Here is a 17,428-nt window from a genome sequence, read left to right as displayed (position 1 = left end):
TGTGGTCCTGACCATCGCCAACCCAAGGCAACGGCCCACCGGTTGGGCCGCTGCCGCCATGATTCCATGCCGCACCGTCACCGGGGTGCCGGTGGGGACGCCGGGCGGTGGCACGCCGGTGCCCCTGGGGGCGCACACGCGCACCAGGGGCACCTGCTGTGCTGTCGCCGGGCGGGTCAGCCGCCGAGGGTTCCGCCCGCCTCGGGGGAGTGGTTCTCGGTGACCATCGTGTCGGTCCTGAGGTGGATCACGCCGTAGTCGTAGGCGTGGCGCCGGTAGACGACGCTGGGCTCCTTGGTCTCGGAGTCGACGAAGAGGTAGAAGTCGTGCCCGACCAGCTCCATCTCGTAGAGCGCCTGGTCGAGGGTCATGGGGGCGGCCACATGGGTCTTCTCGCGGACGACCAGCGGCCCGTCGCCCTGGACCTCCAGGGAACCGATCTTCTTGGTGGGGACCGCCTGCTCCTCTTCCCGCGCGGTGCTCGCGCCGGTGCCGTTGAGGGTGGCCACGCCGGGCACGTGGTCGGGGACCTCGGCGGCGGGGATCCTGCGCGCGCCGCGCCGTGAGAAACGCTTGTCGTGCTGCTTGCGCAGCCGGGCGTCCAGCTTCTCCGCTGCCAGGTCGAGCGCCGCGTACGGGTCGCTCGCCGCCGCCTCCGCCCGGATCACCGGACCGCGGGAGCGGAGCGTGATCTCCACCCGGTCACAGCGGTCGGCCTGTCGGGGGTTGGGCTCCTTGGACACCTCGACGTCGAGGCTCATCACCTTGCCATCGAGCTTCTGGATCTTCTCCAGGTTCAGCTTCTCGGCCACGTGCTTCCGGAACCGCTCGGGCACCTCGGTCTTGCGGCCCTTGACGACGATGTCCACGCAGAACTCCGTTCCCGGATCACTCCGCTTCGCTGCGGATGTGTCTCCCTTTTGCACCAGGCTCCGGTGTCGTCCGGAGCCTCGGACTCGGTGACGCCCACCTCCTCCCCCGTGCGAGAGATCTCCAGTCCACCGGTGCGGGTGATGGCGAAAAGGCCCGCACCACCGCATTCCGATCAGAGGGGTGTGGCCTGCGGCTTTCCCTCACAACCGAACATATCTCGCGCGGACGGATGGCGTCACCCTCTACCGCGACGTACCTCCATTCAGGGGAATTAACCCTCTGATTACCTGCAACGACGTAAGTTCTCAGTCAGTTTCGGTGTATTCCGAACGCATCTGGTGACGCCGCCACGACGGCCGCGCACACCACACCGGGCGTTCCGCCGGCGTATTTCTGGCCCGCCTCCTTCACCCTCCGGCCGGGCTGCCGGTCCGCTCCGCTCCACGCCGGCGGCGGTGTTCGCCGTTGTCCTGACCCTTCCCATGTCTCACCCAGGTACACGAACGCGGGCCGCGAATTGCTCGATGCCTTCCGGCCCCTTTCCGCCGGTTCCGTTTCCGGGCCGGGCGGCCCTTGTGCGGCCCTGACCGCGCGCGCCGCCTCGGCGAGGGTCGCCCCGGTCGTCATGAGATCGTCCACCAGCACGACCCGGCCCCGGCCCAGCAGCCGGGCGCAGCCCGGCCCCACTCCTAGGGCGCCCGCGACGTTGGCCAGCCGCTGCCTCGAGCCGAGCCCCGACTGGTCGGCCACCGGCCGCCGTTGCCGCAGCGCGGCGAGTACGGCTGCGGGTACCCCCGTCCGCCGCAGCTCACCCGCCGCCGCGTACGCGATCCGCCGCGCCGGGTCGTGCCCCCTCGCCCGCACGGCCCGCCGGGCGGACGGCACGGGGACGAGCAGTACGGGGGCGTGTGCGGCCGCGGCGGTGTCGCCCCGGTTGCCGGGCTGTCCGCGCGCTGCCGGCGCTCCCAGTCCCGCCCGCACCGCGCCCGCCAGGGCCTCGCCCAGCGGCCGGGCGAGGGACAGGGCGCCGCGCTCCTTGTGGGCGAGCAGGACGGCGCGCACCTCGTCGGCGTACGGGGCGGCCGCGTGCACGGGCGGCAGTCCGCGGGGCTCGGGCGCGGGGCGCACGCGGCGAGGCGCCCCGCCGTCCAGCGCCGTACGGCACCGGTCGCAGAGCACGGCGCGGGGCCTGCCGCATCCGCCGCACTCGGCCGGAAGCACCAGGTCGGTGAGGTCCCGCCACCAGCTCCGCATGGGCTCACTGTGCCAACGCCCCCGGCCACCCGGCCACCCCTGTGGACAACCACGTGACCAGGACCGAAACCGCTCGAACACCGGAGCGAGGGCAACCCCTCCGCAGGACCTTCTCAGCCCGGATAGACCGGTGCCGTCCCCTTCGTCACCTCGGTGACCTTCTGCCACTGCGCCCCCGACGGCAGCCGCACGATGCCGTCGACCGAGTACGCCACCAGCGGCGCGTTCTCGTCCCCGGCGGCGGTGAGCGCCTTGACGCCGGTCAGCGCGGCGGGCGGCGGCACGTCCGGGGTGGAGCCGTCGACCTCGACGTACTTCATCTGCTCCACGCCGCCGTGCTCGCGGCCGACGACCACGAGCCGGCTGTCCCCGGCCCACGACATGGCCGTGACCTGCTCCAGCTCGGGCGTGGCCGAGCGCAGCTCCACCACGGTGACCGTGGGGTGCTCGCCCGACCCGGCCTCGTCCGGGCCGCTGCGCTCGATGCGTCCGATGAGCAGCGACCGCTGGTCGCCGTTCTCCACGACGAGGGCGATCCGCACCCCGTCCGCGGCCACCCGGACCGCCTGGATGCGGCCCTCCAGGCCCGGCGTGCGCACCTGGAGCGGCTGCTCTGCGCCCTCCCCCAGCAGGTAGAGGCCGGGGCGGGCGGGGTTGCGGTCGGCGACCCACAGGTCGCCCTGGGCGTCCCAGCTCGGCGGGGTCAGCCGGTCCTGCTCGGTCTTGCCCTGGCTGCGCAGCACCGGCTCGCCGAGGGTGGCGCCCTGCGCCAGCGCGGAGACGAACAGGTCCTGCCCGTTCAGTGCGACACCGGCCGCCGTGCGCTCGTCCCGCGCGACCGCCACCGACCGCAGACCCTGCTCGCCCTGCCCGAGCGCGCCGGGCGCCGGTTCGGGGTCGGGAGTGCGGCTGCCGGCGGCGATCCGGACCAGCTTGTGATCCTGGTCGAGGTAGTACAGGTAGCCGGGCTGGTTGAGCGCGCCCCGGGTGGCGACGGTCTCGGCGCCGTCCTGGGTGAGCGAGCACAACTGCCCGCCGTCGGCCCGCAGTTCGACCTCGTCCACCGCGGGGCTGAGGTCGCGCAGCGTGAACAGCAGCTGGGCGGCCATCTCCTCGCAGCGGCCGGTGCCGACCTCGGACGCCCGGTCGTTGAGCGGCACGGTGAGCTTGCCCCGGTCGTCCGGGGTGAGCGGTCCCGCGCCCTTCCGCAGCTGCGTGCCGGTCGGGAAGCTCGACCGGACGACGGGGTCCAGCCAGCTCGTCGGGCCGGAGAGCAGCGAGCGCACCATCCGCGTCGTCGGGTCGACGTGCCGGCGTACGTACACGGGGTCGGCGACCGCCATCGGCAGCGACGACCCGTTCACGTCCACGTTCGAGGCGAAGTAGTACTTGTTGAAGGACGTGTAGTTGCGCTGGAAGTCCGACTTGCCCATGACGACGCCCTGCGGCACCGCGTCGATGCGCCACTGGCCGCTCTTGTCGTCCTTCACCAGCCGCACCAGCTCGCTGTAGTGGCCGGAGGAGGGCGCGTACGCCTGCTGCGCGTCCACGGTCGCGAACTTGGTGCCGGTCAGCGTGTACGTCAGGGCGGTGCTGTCCTCACGGATCTCCCGGTCGGCGCGGGCGCCGGGCCCGTCGGAGAGCACGGTGGTGGACTGCTCCGGCCGCCAGTACTTGGACGCCTCGGGGGTCAGGTACTGGCGGGCGGTCTTGTAGTCGGCGTCGTCGCTGGTCAGCGCCTCCAGGAAGCCCTGGACGATCTGGGTGGGGGTGGCGTCGTCGCTCGGCGGCATCGCGTACACCCGCACCTGCGTGTCCTGGCGCGGTGTGGACTCCACCCCGCGCAGATCGCCGCTGTCCGGCATCGAGGCGCACCCGGCCAGCAGGACCGCCCCGCACGCGGCGTACACCGCGGTCCTGGCCGGTGTCCCCCGCCCGCGCCTCACACGCTCACCGCCCACGCGTCGCCTCCCCGTCCTTCTGCGCACCACGCGGTGCGCCGTCCCCGCCCTCGCCGGCCGCCGGCCGGTCCGCTTCGGCCGGGACGCCCTCGTCGGTTTCCCCGTTCGTGCCGGGCGCCGCGCCCGGCGTCATCCGCGTACTGCCGGAACGGGCCACCACGCGCGCGCCGTTGCCGGGCAGGGCGGTGGGGTCGGCCGTGGGCGCCGAGGCGCCTGGTCGGGGGCCCAGCGGGTCGCGGGCGGACTGCGCCGTGTCGTCGGCGCCGGGCCGGTTCACGGGCACCGTGGCGCGCTTCTCGCTGTCGCCGCCGCGCGGCAGTCCCGCGTCGTCGAGGCCGCGGTTGCGCCGCGAGTCCTTGGGTTCCAGGGGTATCGGGGATCCGCGCAGCGGCTCGTCCGCCGTCCTGGGCAGCGTCAGCCGGAACTGGGAGCCGCCGCCCGGCTCGCCCCACGCCTGGAGCCAGCCGCCGTGCAGCCGGGCGTCCTCCAGGGCGATGGACAGCCCCAGACCCGTACCGCCGGTGGTACGCGCGCGTGCCGGGTCGGCCCGCCAGAAGCGGCTGAACACGCGCGTGGCCTCGCCGGGCTTGAGCCCGACGCCGTAGTCGCGCACGGCGACCGCCACGGCGCCGCCCGCGGCGGCCAGTTTGACGACGACGTCCCTGCCCTCGCCGTGCTCGACGGCGTTGACGACGAGGTTGCGCAGCACGCGCTCCACGCGCCGCGCGTCGGCCTCGGCGACGACGGGCTGCTGGTCGCCGACGACCTTGATGGTGGTGCCCTTGCGCTCGGCGAGCGGCTCCGCGCCGCTGACCACGCGCCGCACCACCTCGCGCAGGTCGATCGGCTCCGCCTCCAGGGCGGCCGCGCCCGCGTCGAAGCGGCTGATCTCCAGCAGGTCGGCGAGCAGCGACTCGAACCGGTCGAGCTGGTCGGCGAGCAGTTCCGCGGAGCGCGCGGTCACCGGGTCGAAGTCCTCGCGCGCCTCGTGGATGACGTCCGCGGCCATGCGCACGGTGGTCAGCGGGGTGCGCAGCTCGTGCGACACGTCCGACACGAACCGCCGCTGCATCCGGGACAGGTCCTCGAGCTGGCTGATCTTGAGCTGGAGGTTCTGCGCCATCTTGTTGAAGGCCTCGCCGAGCCGGGCGATGTCGTCCTCGCCGGTGACCTTCATCCGTTCCTGGAGGCGCCCCGCGGACAGCCGTTCGGCGATCCCGGCGGCCATCCGGACCGGCGTGACCACCTGCCGCACCACGAGCCAGGCGATCGCCCCGAGCAGCACGACCACGAACAGCCCGGCGGTCGCCAGGGTGCCCTTGACCAGGCTCAGCGACTTCTCCTCCTGGGTGAGCGGGAAGAGGTAGTACAGCTGGTACGGGTCGCCGTTGGGGTCGTTGACCTGCTTGCCGATGACGAGGGCCGGCTGGGACTCCTTGTCCTTCTCGGCGTAGACGATGCGCGTGTAGCTCTGCGCGGCCCCGGTGCCGGTGTCGATGCGCTCGCGCAGCGCCGCGGGGACGCTGGCGGCCGGGTTGACCCCGCCGGATGCGCGCGGTCCGCGCCCGCTGCCGCTGTCACCGCCGGCGGGCAGGGTCACCACGTCGAAGGCGCCCTGGCCGCCGCTGGACAGCGAGGCGACGAGGTCGCTCATCCACTGGATGACGCTCTGCGAGGGGCGGCCGTCGGGCGCGGTGCCCTCCTCGCCGGTGACACTCACGGCCTGCTCGGCCTGCTGCTTGGCCACGGCGAAACCGCCGGTGGCCTGGCTCTGCGACGCCTTCACCTTGGCCTCGAGCAGGCCGTTGCGCACCTGGCCGATGACGACGAAGCCGAGCAGCAGGACGACGCCCAGGGACATCAGCAGCGTCGTGACGACGACCTTGAGCTGGATGTTGCGCCGCCACAGCCGCATGACGGGCAGCAGCGGGCGCCGCACCCAGCGCATGACGAGGCGGACGACCGGGCTGCCCTGGACCCCGCCCTGGAGCAGGTCGCCGTCGAAGAGGTGGCGCCAGCGGGAAGCGGCCGTCCCCCGGCCGACAGGCCGCCCCGGACGGCCCCCGGACCGGCCGGGCGCCGAAGCGGCACTGTCCCCGGACATGTCAGCTCGGTCCTGCCTTGTATCCGACACCACGGACGGTCACCACGATCTCGGGCTTCTCCGGGTCCTTCTCGACCTTGGAGCGCAGCCGCTGCACATGGACGTTGACCAGGCGGGTGTCCGCCGCGTGGCGGTAGCCCCACACCTGCTCCAGCAGCACCTCACGCGTGAACACCTGCCACGGCTTGCGCGCGAGGGCGACCAGCAGGTCGAACTCCAGCGGCGTCAGGGCGATGGACTGCCCGTCCCGCTTCACGGAGTGACCGGCCACGTCGATCACCAGGTCGCCGATGGCGAGCTGCTCCGGCGCCGGCTCCTCGGACCTGCGCAGCCGCGCACGGATCCGGGCGACCAGCTCCTTCGGCTTGAACGGCTTGACGATGTAGTCGTCGGCCCCGGACTCCAGGCCCACGACCACGTCGACGGTGTCGCTCTTCGCCGTGAGCATCACGATCGGCACCCCGGACTCCGCCCTGATCAGGCGGCACACCTCGATGCCGTCACGGCCGGGGAGCATCAGGTCCAGCAGGACCAGATCCGGCTTGGTCTCACGGAAGGCGGCCAGCGCCTTGTCGCCGTCGGCTACGAAAGACGGCTCAAAACCTTCACCGCGCAGCACGATGCCGAGCATCTCGGCCAGTGCGCTGTCGTCGTCGACGACAAGGACTCGTCCCTTCATAAACGACATCATCCCATTAGCTAATCGTTACCTGGCGTGACCTGGCACACAGGGCGGCCAGAGCCTCGGTGGTCACGGGCGAAACGACGCCCTCTTCGGTGACGACGGCCGTCACCAGCTCCGGCGGTGTCACGTCGAACGCCGGGTTGTACGCGGTCGTCCCCAACGGGGCCACCGGAATTCCGCCTCCCGCCTCCGCTCCGGCCACCGGCACCTGCGGCGCCGTGATCTCTGTCACCTCATGGCCGGGACGCTGTTCCACCTCGATGGACGCCCCGTCCGGCGTCCGGGGGTCCACCGTCGTCACCGGAGCGACCACGATGAACGGCACATGGTGGTACCGCGCGAGCACCGCGAGCGGATAGCTCCCCACCTTGTTCGCCACCGAACCGTCGGCCGCGATGCGGTCCGCGCCGATCAGCACGGCGTCCACCTTGCCCGCCGCGAACAGCGATCCCGCCGCGTTGTCGGTGAGCAGGGTGTACGCCATGCCGCTGCGGGCCGCCTCGTACGCCGTCAGGCGAGCACCTTGCAGCAACGGGCGCGTTTCGTCCACCCACAGGCGCCGCAGCCGTCCCGCCCGGTGCGCCGCGAGCGCCACCGCGAACGCAGTCCCCTCGCCGCCCGACACCAGCGAACCGGTGTTGCAGTGGGTGAGGATCCGGTGCCCGCCGCCGGGCATCAGCTCGTCGAGCAGCGCCAGCCCGTGCTCCGCCATCCTCGCACTGGCCTCGGCGTCCTCCTGGTGCAGCCGCCGCGCGGCGGCCAGTGCCGCCCCGGCCGCCCGCCGCGGGTCGCCGCCGCCGTCCACCACGGCCCGGTACGCGGAGTGCGCCCGCCGCACCCCGAGCGCCAGGTTCACCGCCGTGGGGCGGGCGCTCTCCAGGGCCGCCGCCGCGTCGTCCACGTCGTAGCCCCGCACGGCCGCGAGCGCGACGCCGTACGCGCCCGCGATGCCCAGCAGGGGGGCGCCGCGCACGGCGAGCGAACGGATCGCCTCCACCAGTGCGGGCGCGTCCGTGCAGACCAGCTCGACCTCCTCGGCCGGGAGCCGCGTCTGGTCGAGCAGGACCAGCACCGGGCCTTCGGGAGGCTCCTCCCAGCGCAGTGCCGGCATCCCGGTGGGCCGCTTGTCGTCGCCGCTGTGCGCGTACTGATCAGCCATGCCGCCAGTCTGCCCCCTGTCACGCGGACAATAGAAGGCGAACAGCCTTGACCTCGGCAGGTCCACCGGGAAGCACCGCATGGCACGATGGCTGCCCGAGCCGTCACCGCGACCGCGGCCGGGCAGCGTGAAGGAGCGACGATGAACGACACTCCGGGCTGGGCCTCGCCCGGATCCGCCCCGTCCGACGGGCGGGAGCCGGGCACGTCCGGGCCCAGCGGGTCCGACGGCCGTCCGGAACCCGAGCAGTCCGCCGACCGTCCGCGGCAGTCGGGTGACGCCCCGCAGGAGCCGGGCGTGAAGTGGTCCAAGGACCAGCCCCCGGCCGCCCAGTGGTCCGCCCCCACCGGCACCCCCGGCGTCGGCGGCCCCGGCCAGGCCCCTCCGCCGCCCCCCGGCCCCGGCTGGGGCGCCCCGCCGCCCGGCGGACCCGGCGGCCAGGCCCCCTGGGGAGGCTGGGGCAGCCGCTGGGGAGGCCCCCCGCCCGCGGCGAAGCCCGGCGTCATCCCGCTGCGCCCCCTCGGCGTCGGCGAACTCCTCGACGGCGCCGTGTCGACCATGCGCACCTACTGGCGCACGGTCCTCGGCATCTCGCTGACCCTCGCCGTCCTCACCGAGATCGCAGCCGTGCTGCTCCAGGGCTTCGTCCTGGACGACACCGACACCGAGGTGCTCGAGGACCCCAGCGCCACCGTCGGCGAACTCACCGACGTCATGGGCGACCTGCTGCTCAGCTCCGCCGCCCTCTACGGCATCACCCTGATCGGCACGGTCGCGGCCACCGCCCTGCTCACCACCGTCACCAGCCGCGCCGTGCTCGGCCGCCCGGTGACCACCGGCGAGGCCTGGCGCGACGCCCGCCCGCAGGTCCTCAAGCTGCTCGGCCTGATCCTGCTGCTGGCGCTCATCGCGGTGGGCGTCGTCGCCGTCGGCGCGCTGCCCGGCATCCTCGTCAGCGTCTCGGCCGGCGCCGAGGTCGGCTTCGGGCTCACCCTGCTGGGCCTCGTCGCCGCGGCCGTGTTCGCCGCGTGGCTCATGATCCGCTTCTCCCTGGCCTCCCCCGCGCTGATGCTGGAGAAGCAGGGCATCGTCACGGCGATGCGCCGCTCCGCCCGGCTGGTGCGCGGCTCCTGGTGGCGGGTCTTCGGCATCCAGCTGCTCGCCGCGATCATCGCCTACGTCGTCGCGGCGATCATCGTCATCCCGTTCACGTTCCTCGCCGCCGCGTTCAGCGGCGACGGCGTCACCGGCTTCGTGACCACCGGCGGGGACATCGGCTGGACGTTCCTGATCATCAGCGGCATCGGCTCGGTGATCGGCTCCATGATCACGTTCCCGATCACCGCCGGCGTCACCGTGCTCCTCTACATCGACCAGCGCATCCGCCGCGAGGCCCTCGACCTCGAACTGGCGCGCGCGGCGGGCGTCCAGGGCCCCGGCGCCACCGGCGGGAGCTGATGCGGTGACCGTCTCGGGGGGAGTTCTCCAGGCCGTACCGGCGCTGCCGGCGACCGCCGACACCGTCGTACGCCTGCTGGCGCGCGGCGACGACGAACCGCCCGTCACCCTCCCGCGCGACCCCGCGCGGGAGGCGGCCCGGCGCGAGCTGTCGAAGCAGATGTACCACGAGAACGACCCCAGCTGGCTCCAGCGGGCCCTGGAAGCCTTCTGGGACTGGGTCGACGACCTCCTCGGTGCCGCGTCCACGGCGACACCCGGCGGCGCGCTCGGCCTGGTCGTCATCGTCGTCGCCGTGCTCGCCGTCCTGGCCGCCCTGTGGTGGCGCCTCGGCACCCCGCGCCGCAGCCCGGTCACTTCCCCCGTCCTGTTCGACGACCGGCCCCGCAGCGCCGCCGAACACCGCGCCGCCGCCGAGGCGCACGCCGCCCAGGGCCACTGGAACCAGGCCGTCCAGGAACGCATGCGGGCCGTCGTCCGCGCCCTGGAGGAACGCGCCCTCCTCGACCCCCGCCCCGGCCGCACCGCCGACGAGGCCGCCGCCGAGGCCGGCCGCGCCCTGCCCGCCCACAGCGACCGGCTGCGCACCGCCGCCCGCGACTTCGACGACGTCAGGTACGGCGGCCGGACCGCCACCGAGGACACGTACCGCGGGCTCGCCGCCCTCGACGGCGACCTGGAGCGCGCCAAGCCGGCCCTCGCCGGCACGCACGCCGACGCCCGCCAGGGAGCCGCCGGATGACGACCGAGGTCACCTCGCCGCCCACCTCGGCCTCCCCCACCGCACGCCAGGTGTGGACCCGCACCCGGGGCGTCGCCCTCGCGCTGGTGCTGCTCCTCGTCGCGGCCGTCGCCATCGCCGTCGTCCGCTCCGACGCCCGGCACGGCCGGCTCGACCCGCGCTCCGCCGACCCCTCCGGCAGCCGCGCCGTCGCCGAACTCCTCGCCGGCCGGGGCGTCGACACCCGCGTGGTCACCACCCTCGACGAGGCCGCCGACGCGGCAGGCCCCGACACCACCCTCCTCGTCGCCGTCCCCGACCTGCTGACGCCCCGCCAGCAGACGCGGCTGCGCACCGCCACCAAGAACTCCGGCGGCCGCACCGTCCTGGTCGCCTCCGGCGTCGCCTCCGTGGAACGCCTCGCCCCCGGCGTCATGGCCGACCCGGCCAACAGTCTCGAATCCACCCTCGAACCGGGCTGCGACCTCCCCGCCGCCGTCCGTGCGGGCAGCGCCGACACGGGCGGCATCCGCTACTCCTCCGCCCACCCCGAGGCCGACGAGTGCTACCGCAGCCACCGCCTGCCCACCCTGCTGCGGATCCCCGCCCCCTCCGGTGACGGCGACACCGTCCTCCTCGGCGCCCCCGACATCCTCCTCAACGACCGCCTGGACGAGCACGGCAACGCCTCCCTGGCGCTCCAGCTCCTCGGCTCCCGCCCCCATCTCGTCTGGTACCTCCCCACCCCCGCCGACGCCACCGCCGGGACCGAGGACGAGAAGAGCTTCTTCGACCTCCTCCCCTCCGGCTGGCTCTGGGGCACCCTCCAGCTGTTCCTCGCCGCCGCCCTGGCCGCCCTGTGGCGGGCACGCCGGCTCGGCCCCCTCGTCCCCGAGAAACTCCCCGTGGCGATCCGCGCCTCCGAGACCGTCGAAGGCCGCGCCACCCTCTACCGCAAGGCCGACGCCCGCGACCGCGCCGCCCTCGCCCTGCGCTCCGCCACCCGCGTCCGCCTCGCCCCCCTCGTCGGCGTCCCCACCTCCCAGGCGCACTCGCCCGAGGCCCTGCTCCCCGCACTGTCCGCCCGCCTCGACGGCGACGGACCGTCCCCCCACACGCTTCTGTTCGGCCCGCCCCCCGGCGACGACGCGGCTCTGATCCGGCTCGCCGACCAACTCGACGCCCTCGAAAGGCAGGTACGCCGTCCATGATGGACCCGACCACCGACAACGCCGCGCCCACCGGCGACCCGGCCGCCGCCCGGGCCGCCCTGGAGGCCCTGCGCGCGGAGATCGCCAAGGCCGTGGTCGGCCAGGACCCCGCCGTGACCGGCCTCGTCGTCGCCCTGCTCTGCCGCGGCCACGTCCTCCTCGAAGGCGTCCCGGGCGTCGCGAAGACCCTGCTGATCCGCTCCCTCGCGGCCGCCCTCGAACTCGACACCAAGCGCGTCCAGTTCACCCCCGACCTGATGCCGAGCGACGTCACCGGCTCCCTGGTCTACGACGCCCGCACCGCCGAGTTCTCCTTCCAGCCCGGCCCGGTCTTCACCAACCTCCTCCTCGCGGACGAGATCAACCGCACGCCCCCGAAGACCCAGTCGTCCCTGCTGGAGGCCATGGAGGAACGCCAGGTCACCGTCGACGGCACCCCCCGCGCCCTCCCCGACCCGTTCCTGGTCGCCGCGACCCAGAACCCGGTCGAGTACGAGGGCACCTACCCCCTGCCCGAGGCGCAGCTCGACCGCTTCCTCCTCAAGCTGACGATCCCCCTGCCGTCCCGCGAGGACGAGATCGACGTCCTCACCCGGCACGCCCAGGGCTTCGACCCGCGCGACCTGCGCGCCGCCGGCGTACGCCCCGTCGCGACCGCCGCCGACCTGGAGGCCGCCCGCCGCGCCGTCGCCGCCACCACGGTCTCCCCCGAGATCACCGCGTACGTCGTCGACATCTGCCGCGCCACCCGCGAGTCGCCGTCCCTGACCCTCGGCGTCTCCCCGCGGGGCGCGACCGCGCTCCTCGCCACCGCGCGCGCCTGGGCCTGGCTGACCGGCCGCGACTACGTCATCCCGGACGACGTGAAGGCCCTCGCCCTGCCCACGCTCCGCCACCGCATACAGCTGCGCCCGGAGGCCGAGATGGAGGGTGTGAGGGCCGACTCGGTCATCAACGCGGTCCTCTCCCACGTCCCCGTCCCCCGCTGATGGCTCCGACCGGACGCGCCGCGCTCCTCGCGGCTCTCGGCTCCCTCCCTGTCGGCATCTGGGAACCCGGCTGGACGGGCCTCCTCGCCGTCAACGCGCCCCTCGCGGTGGCCTGCGCCTGCGACTACGCCCTCGCGGCCCCGGTCCGCACGCTCGGCCTGACCCGCTCCGGCGACACCTCCGTACGCCTCGGCGACACCGCCGACGTCACCCTGACGGTCACCAACCCGTCCCGCCGTCCGCTGCGCGCCCGTCTCCGCGACGCCTGGCCGCCGAGCAGCTGGACGCCGGGCACGGAGACCGAGGCGTCCAGGCACCGGCTGACGATCCCAGCGGGCGAACGCCGCCGTGTCACGACCCGCCTGCGCCCGACCCGCCGGGGGGACCGCCAGGCAGACCGCGTCACCGTCCGCTCCTACGGTCCCCTCGGCCTGTTCACCCGCCAGGGCGCCCACAAGGTCCCGTGGACGGTCCGCGTCCTGCCGCCGTTCACGAGCCGCAAACACCTGCCGTCCAAGCTGGCCCGCCTGCGCGAGCTGGACGGCCGCACCAGCGTCCTGACCCGCGGCGAGGGCACCGAGTTCGACAGCCTCCGCGCCTACGTCCCCGGCGACGACACCCGCTCCATCGACTGGCGCGCCACGGCCCGCCAGTCGGAGGTCGCGGTACGCACCTGGCGTCCGGAGCGCGACCGCCACATCCTGCTCGTCCTCGACACCGGCCGCACCTCCGCCGGCCGCGTGGGCGACGCACCGCGCCTGGACGCCTCCATGGACGCGGCCCTGCTGCTGTCCGCCCTGGCTTCCCGCGCCGGCGACCGCGTCGACCTGCTTGCCTACGACCGCCGAGTACGCGCCCTGGTCCAGGGCCGCGCGGCCGGCGACCTCCTGCCGTCGCTGGTGAACGCGATGGCCACGCTGGAACCCGCGCTGGTGGAGACGGACGCCCGCGGCCTGACGGCGGCGGCACTCCGAACGGCCCCGCGCCGCTCCCTGATCGTGCTTCTGACGACGCTGGACGCGACACCGGTCGAGGAGGGCCTGCTGCCCGTCCTGAGCCGTCTGACGCAGCGCCACACGGTCCTGCTGGCCTCGGTGGCCGACCCGCACGTCGCCTCCATGGCGCGGGGCCGTGGAGACGTCGACGCGGTGTACGGGGCCGCGGCGGCCGCACAGGCCCACACGGAACGCGACCGCACAGCCGAACAGCTCCGCCGCCACGGGGTGACGGTCGTGGACGCGACACCGGAGGAATTGGCGCCGACGCTGGCAGACGCGTATCTGGCTTTGAAGTCGGCGGGGCGGCTGTAGAGCGCCTTCCTGCGGGAGGGGCTCGGGGGGGCTGTAAAACGCAGAAAGCCCCCGTGCCGAATGGCACGGGGGCTTTCTCAAGAATTGTTCGGCGGCGTCCTACTCTCCCACAGGGTCCCCCCTGCAGTACCATCGGCGCTGTAAGGCTTAGCTTCCGGGTTCGGAATGTAACCGGGCGTTTCCCCTACGCTATGACCACCGAAACACTATGAAACTGACAACCGGCACCACACCATGACCTGGCATGGGGTTGTTCATGGTTTCAGAACCAACACAGTGGACGCGAGCAACTGAGGACAAGCCCTCGGCCTATTAGTACCGGTCAACTCCACACGTTACCGTGCTTCCATATCCGGCCTATCAACCCAGTCGTCTACTGGGAGCCTTACCCTCTCATGGAGGTGGGAGTCCTCATCTCGAAGCAGGCTTCCCGCTTAGATGCTTTCAGCGGTTATCCCTCCCGAACGTAGCCAACCAGCCATGCCCTTGGCAGAACAACTGGCACACCAGAGGTTCGTCCGTCCCGGTCCTCTCGTACTAGGGACAGCCCTTCTCAAGACTCCTACGCGCACAGCGGATAGGGACCGAACTGTCTCACGACGTTCTAAACCCAGCTCGCGTACCGCTTTAATGGGCGAACAGCCCAACCCTTGGGACCGACTCCAGCCCCAGGATGCGACGAGCCGACATCGAGGTGCCAAACCATCCCGTCGATATGGACTCTTGGGGAAGATCAGCCTGTTATCCCCGGGGTACCTTTTATCCGTTGAGCGACGGCGCTTCCACAAGCCACCGCCGGATCACTAGTCCCGACTTTCGTCCCTGCTCGACCCGTCGGTCTCACAGTCAAGCTCCCTTGTGCACTTACACTCAACACCTGATTGCCAACCAGGCTGAGGGAACCTTTGGGCGCCTCCGTTACTCTTTAGGAGGCAACCGCCCCAGTTAAACTACCCATCAGACACTGTCCCTGATCCGGATCACGGACCCAGGTTAGACATCCAGCACGACCAGACTGGTATTTCAACGACGACTCCACCCGAACTGGCGTCCGAGCTTCACAGTCTCCCAGCTATCCTACACAAGCCGAACCGAACACCAATATCAAACTGTAGTAAAGGTCCCGGGGTCTTTCCGTCCTGCTGCGCGAAACGAGCATCTTTACTCGTAGTGCAATTTCACCGGGCCTATGGTTGAGACAGTCGAGAAGTCGTTACGCCATTCGTGCAGGTCGGAACTTACCCGACAAGGAATTTCGCTACCTTAGGATGGTTATAGTTACCACCGCCGTTTACTGGCGCTTAAGTTCTCAGCTTCGCCCACCCGAAGGTGAGCTAACCGGTCCCCTTAACGTTCCAGCACCGGGCAGGCGTCAGTCCGTATACATCGCCTTACGGCTTCGCACGGACCTGTGTTTTTAGTAAACAGTCGCTTCTCGCTGGTCTCTGCGGCCACCCCCAGCTCGAGCAGCACGTGCTCTCACCAGGAATGGCCCCCCTTCTCCCGAAGTTACGGGGGCATTTTGCCGAGTTCCTTAACCATAGTTCACCCGAACGCCTCGGTATTCTCTACCTGACCACCTGAGTCGGTTTAGGGTACGGGCCGCCATGAAACTCGCTAGAGGCTTTTCTCGACAGCATAGGATCATCCACTTCACCACAATCGGCTCGGCATCAGGTCTCACCCTTATACGAGTGGCGGATTTGCCTACCACTCGGGCTACACCCTTACCCCGGGACAACCACCGCCCGGGATGGACTACCTTCCTGCGTCACCCCATCACTCACCTACTACCAGCTCGGGTCACCGGCTCCACCACTCCGACCTCGTCCGAAGACTCAGCCGGCGGCTTCACGGGCTTAGCATCACTGGATTCGATGTTTGACGCTTCACAGCGGGTACCGGAATATCAACCGGTTATCCATCGACTACGCCTGTCGGCCTCGCCTTAGGTCCCGACTTACCCTGGGCAGATCAGCTTGACCCAGGAACCCTTAGTCAATCGGCGCAAACGTTTCTCACGTTTGTATCGCTACTCATGCCTGCATTCTCACTCGTGAACCGTCCACAACTACCTTCCGGTGCTGCTTCACCCGGCACACGACGCTCCCCTACCCATCCACACAGGCGTTGGCCCTATTGTGTGAATGACACGACTTCGGCGGTACGCTTGAGCCCCGCTACATTGTCGGCGCGGAATCACTAGACCAGTGAGCTATTACGCACTCTTTCAAGGGTGGCTGCTTCTAAGCCAACCTCCTGGTTGTCTGTGCGACTCCACATCCTTTCCCACTTAGCGTACGCTTAGGGGCCTTAGTCGATGCTCTGGGCTGTTTCCCTCTCGACCATGGAGCTTATCCCCCACAGTCTCACTGCCGCGCTCTCACTTACCGGCATTCGGAGTTTGGCTAAGGTCAGTAACCCGGTAGGGCCCATCGCCTATCCAGTGCTCTACCTCCGGCAAGAAACACACGACGCTGCACCTAAATGCATTTCGGGGAGAACCAGCTATCACGGAGTTTGATTGGCCTTTCACCCCTAACCACAGGTCATCCCCCAGGTTTTCAACCCTGGTGGGTTCGGTCCTCCACGAAGTCTTACCTCCGCTTCAACCTGCCCATGGCTAGATCACTCCGCTTCGGGTCTTGAGCGTGCTACTGAAACGCCCTGTTCGGACTCGCTTTCGCTACGGCTTCCCCACCCGGGTTAACCTCGCAACACACCGCAAACTCGCAGGCTCATTCTTCAAAAGGCACGCAGTCACGACGCAAGGACAAGTCCTTGCGCGACGCTCCCACGGCTTGTAGGCACACGGTTTCAGGTACTATTTCACTCCGCTCCCGCGGTACTTTTCACCATTCCCTCACGGTACTATCCGCTATCGGTCACCAGGGAATATTTAGGCTTAGCGGGTGGTCCCGCCAGATTCACACGGGATTTCTCGGGCCCCGTGCTACTTGGGTGTCTCTCAAACGAGCCGCTGACGTTTCGACTACGGGGGTCTTACCCTCTACGCCGGACCTTTCGCATGTCCTTCGCCTACATCAACGGTTTCTGACTCGTCTCATGGCCGGCAGACCATGAAAGAGAGATCCCACAACCCCCACGACGCAACCCCTGCCGGGTCTCACACGTCGTAGGTTTGGCCTCATCCGGTTTCGCTCGCCACTACTCCCGGAATCACGGTTGTTTTCTCTTCCTGCGGGTACTGAGATGTTTCACTTCCCCGCGTTCCCTCCACACTGCCTATGTGTTCAGCAGCGGGTGACAGCCCATGACGACTGCCGGGTTTCCCCATTCGGACACCCCCGGATCAAAGCCTGGTTGACGACTCCCCGGGGCCTATCGTGGCCTCCCACGTCCTTCATCGGTTCCTGGTGCCAAGGCATCCACCGTGCGCCCTTAAAAACTTGGCCACAGATGCTCGCGTCCACTGTGCAGTTCTCAAACAACGACCAACCACCCATCACCCCAAGCCATACGGCTCGAGTGCACTGGGGCCGGCACTGAAGGCAGCCATACGGCCGTACCCTCAGACACCCAACAGCGTGCCCGACACACTCCCCGCTTCCCTCAACGTTCCACGCTCCGAAGAGCAGTACTAGAAGGAGAAGACGATCAAGTGTGCCGAGTAGTCAACGTTCCACCCATGAGCAACCAGCATCAGACGTTCGCTGATGAACTGGCCTCTGACCAACCGAAG

Annotated in this window: 11 protein-coding genes and 2 rRNA genes; 5 read left to right on the top strand and 8 right to left on the bottom strand. The window is 70.6% G+C overall.

Annotated features, from left to right (window positions below):
* Nucleotides 1–176: 176 nt before the first annotated feature.
* From hpf to mtnA, 6 genes are all read right to left on the bottom strand, one after another.
* A complete protein-coding gene (gene hpf / locus ACQY0Z_RS10545) occupies nt 177–869 on the bottom strand; it encodes a ribosome hibernation-promoting factor, HPF/YfiA family (RefSeq protein WP_189905688.1) in 693 nt (230 codons plus the stop codon).
* Nucleotides 870–1,182: 313 nt separating this feature from the next.
* Nucleotides 1,183–2,127 (bottom strand): ComF family protein, encoded by a 945-nt coding sequence (locus ACQY0Z_RS10540; protein WP_439812154.1) that lies wholly within the window; start codon nt 2,125–2,127, stop codon nt 1,183–1,185.
* A 113-nt stretch (nt 2,128–2,240) separates the two neighbouring features.
* Complete coding sequence (locus tag ACQY0Z_RS10535) at nt 2,241–4,088, bottom strand: LpqB family beta-propeller domain-containing protein (protein WP_189905692.1); 1,848 nt, start codon at nt 4,086–4,088, stop codon at nt 2,241–2,243.
* Entirely contained in the window at nt 4,078–6,192 is a 2,115-nt protein-coding gene (gene mtrB, locus ACQY0Z_RS10530; protein ID WP_189905695.1) for an MtrAB system histidine kinase MtrB, read from the bottom strand. The genes ACQY0Z_RS10535 and mtrB overlap by 11 nt, the downstream gene beginning before the upstream one ends.
* Nucleotide 6,193: 1 nt before the next feature.
* A complete protein-coding gene (gene mtrA / locus ACQY0Z_RS10525; RefSeq protein WP_004987303.1) occupies nt 6,194–6,883 on the bottom strand; it encodes a two-component system response regulator MtrA in 690 nt (229 codons plus the stop codon).
* Between the two features lie 4 nt (nt 6,884–6,887).
* Nucleotides 6,888–8,036, bottom strand: a complete 1,149-nt coding sequence (mtnA, locus tag ACQY0Z_RS10520) for an S-methyl-5-thioribose-1-phosphate isomerase (RefSeq protein ID WP_439812153.1) — start codon at nt 8,034–8,036, stop codon at nt 6,888–6,890.
* A gap of 141 nt (nt 8,037–8,177) precedes the next feature.
* Between mtnA and ACQY0Z_RS10515 the strand changes: the two genes are divergently transcribed.
* The 5 genes from ACQY0Z_RS10515 to ACQY0Z_RS10495 are packed head-to-tail and all read left to right on the top strand — an operon-like array spanning nt 8,178 to nt 13,725.
* Nucleotides 8,178–9,494, top strand: coding sequence for a DUF7544 domain-containing protein (locus tag ACQY0Z_RS10515; RefSeq protein ID WP_439812152.1), 1,317 nt, complete (start codon nt 8,178–8,180; stop codon nt 9,492–9,494).
* Nucleotides 9,495–9,498: 4 nt separating this feature from the next.
* Nucleotides 9,499–10,236 carry a DUF4129 domain-containing protein gene (locus tag ACQY0Z_RS10510; RefSeq protein ID WP_439812151.1) on the top strand — a complete coding sequence of 246 codons (738 nt, stop codon included), beginning with the start codon at nt 9,499–9,501 and terminating at the stop codon, nt 10,234–10,236.
* Nucleotides 10,233–11,426, top strand: a complete 1,194-nt coding sequence (locus ACQY0Z_RS10505; RefSeq protein WP_189905703.1) for a DUF4350 domain-containing protein — start codon at nt 10,233–10,235, stop codon at nt 11,424–11,426. Before ACQY0Z_RS10510 ends, ACQY0Z_RS10505 begins: the two co-directional genes overlap by 4 nt.
* Nucleotides 11,426–12,415, top strand: a complete 990-nt coding sequence (locus ACQY0Z_RS10500) for an AAA family ATPase (RefSeq protein WP_439813354.1) — start codon at nt 11,426–11,428, stop codon at nt 12,413–12,415. The genes ACQY0Z_RS10505 and ACQY0Z_RS10500 overlap by 1 nt, the downstream gene beginning before the upstream one ends.
* Nucleotides 12,415–13,725 carry a DUF58 domain-containing protein gene (locus ACQY0Z_RS10495; RefSeq protein ID WP_439812150.1) on the top strand — a complete coding sequence of 437 codons (1,311 nt, stop codon included), beginning with the start codon at nt 12,415–12,417 and terminating at the stop codon, nt 13,723–13,725. The genes ACQY0Z_RS10500 and ACQY0Z_RS10495 overlap by 1 nt, the downstream gene beginning before the upstream one ends.
* 86 nt (nt 13,726–13,811) lie before the next feature.
* Here the strand turns inward: ACQY0Z_RS10495 and rrf are convergent.
* A 5S ribosomal RNA gene (rrf, locus tag ACQY0Z_RS10490) occupies nt 13,812–13,928 on the bottom strand.
* 89 nt (nt 13,929–14,017) lie between these two features.
* Nucleotides 14,018–17,141, bottom strand: a 23S ribosomal RNA gene (locus ACQY0Z_RS10485).
* Nucleotides 17,142–17,428: the final 287 nt, after the last annotated feature.

This window comes from Streptomyces sp. P9-2 (assembly GCF_051903975.1).
GTDB classification, from domain to species: Bacteria; Actinomycetota; Actinomycetes; order Streptomycetales; family Streptomycetaceae; genus Streptomyces; species Streptomyces cellulosae.
This window is presented reverse-complemented; position numbering and strand designations above follow the sequence as displayed.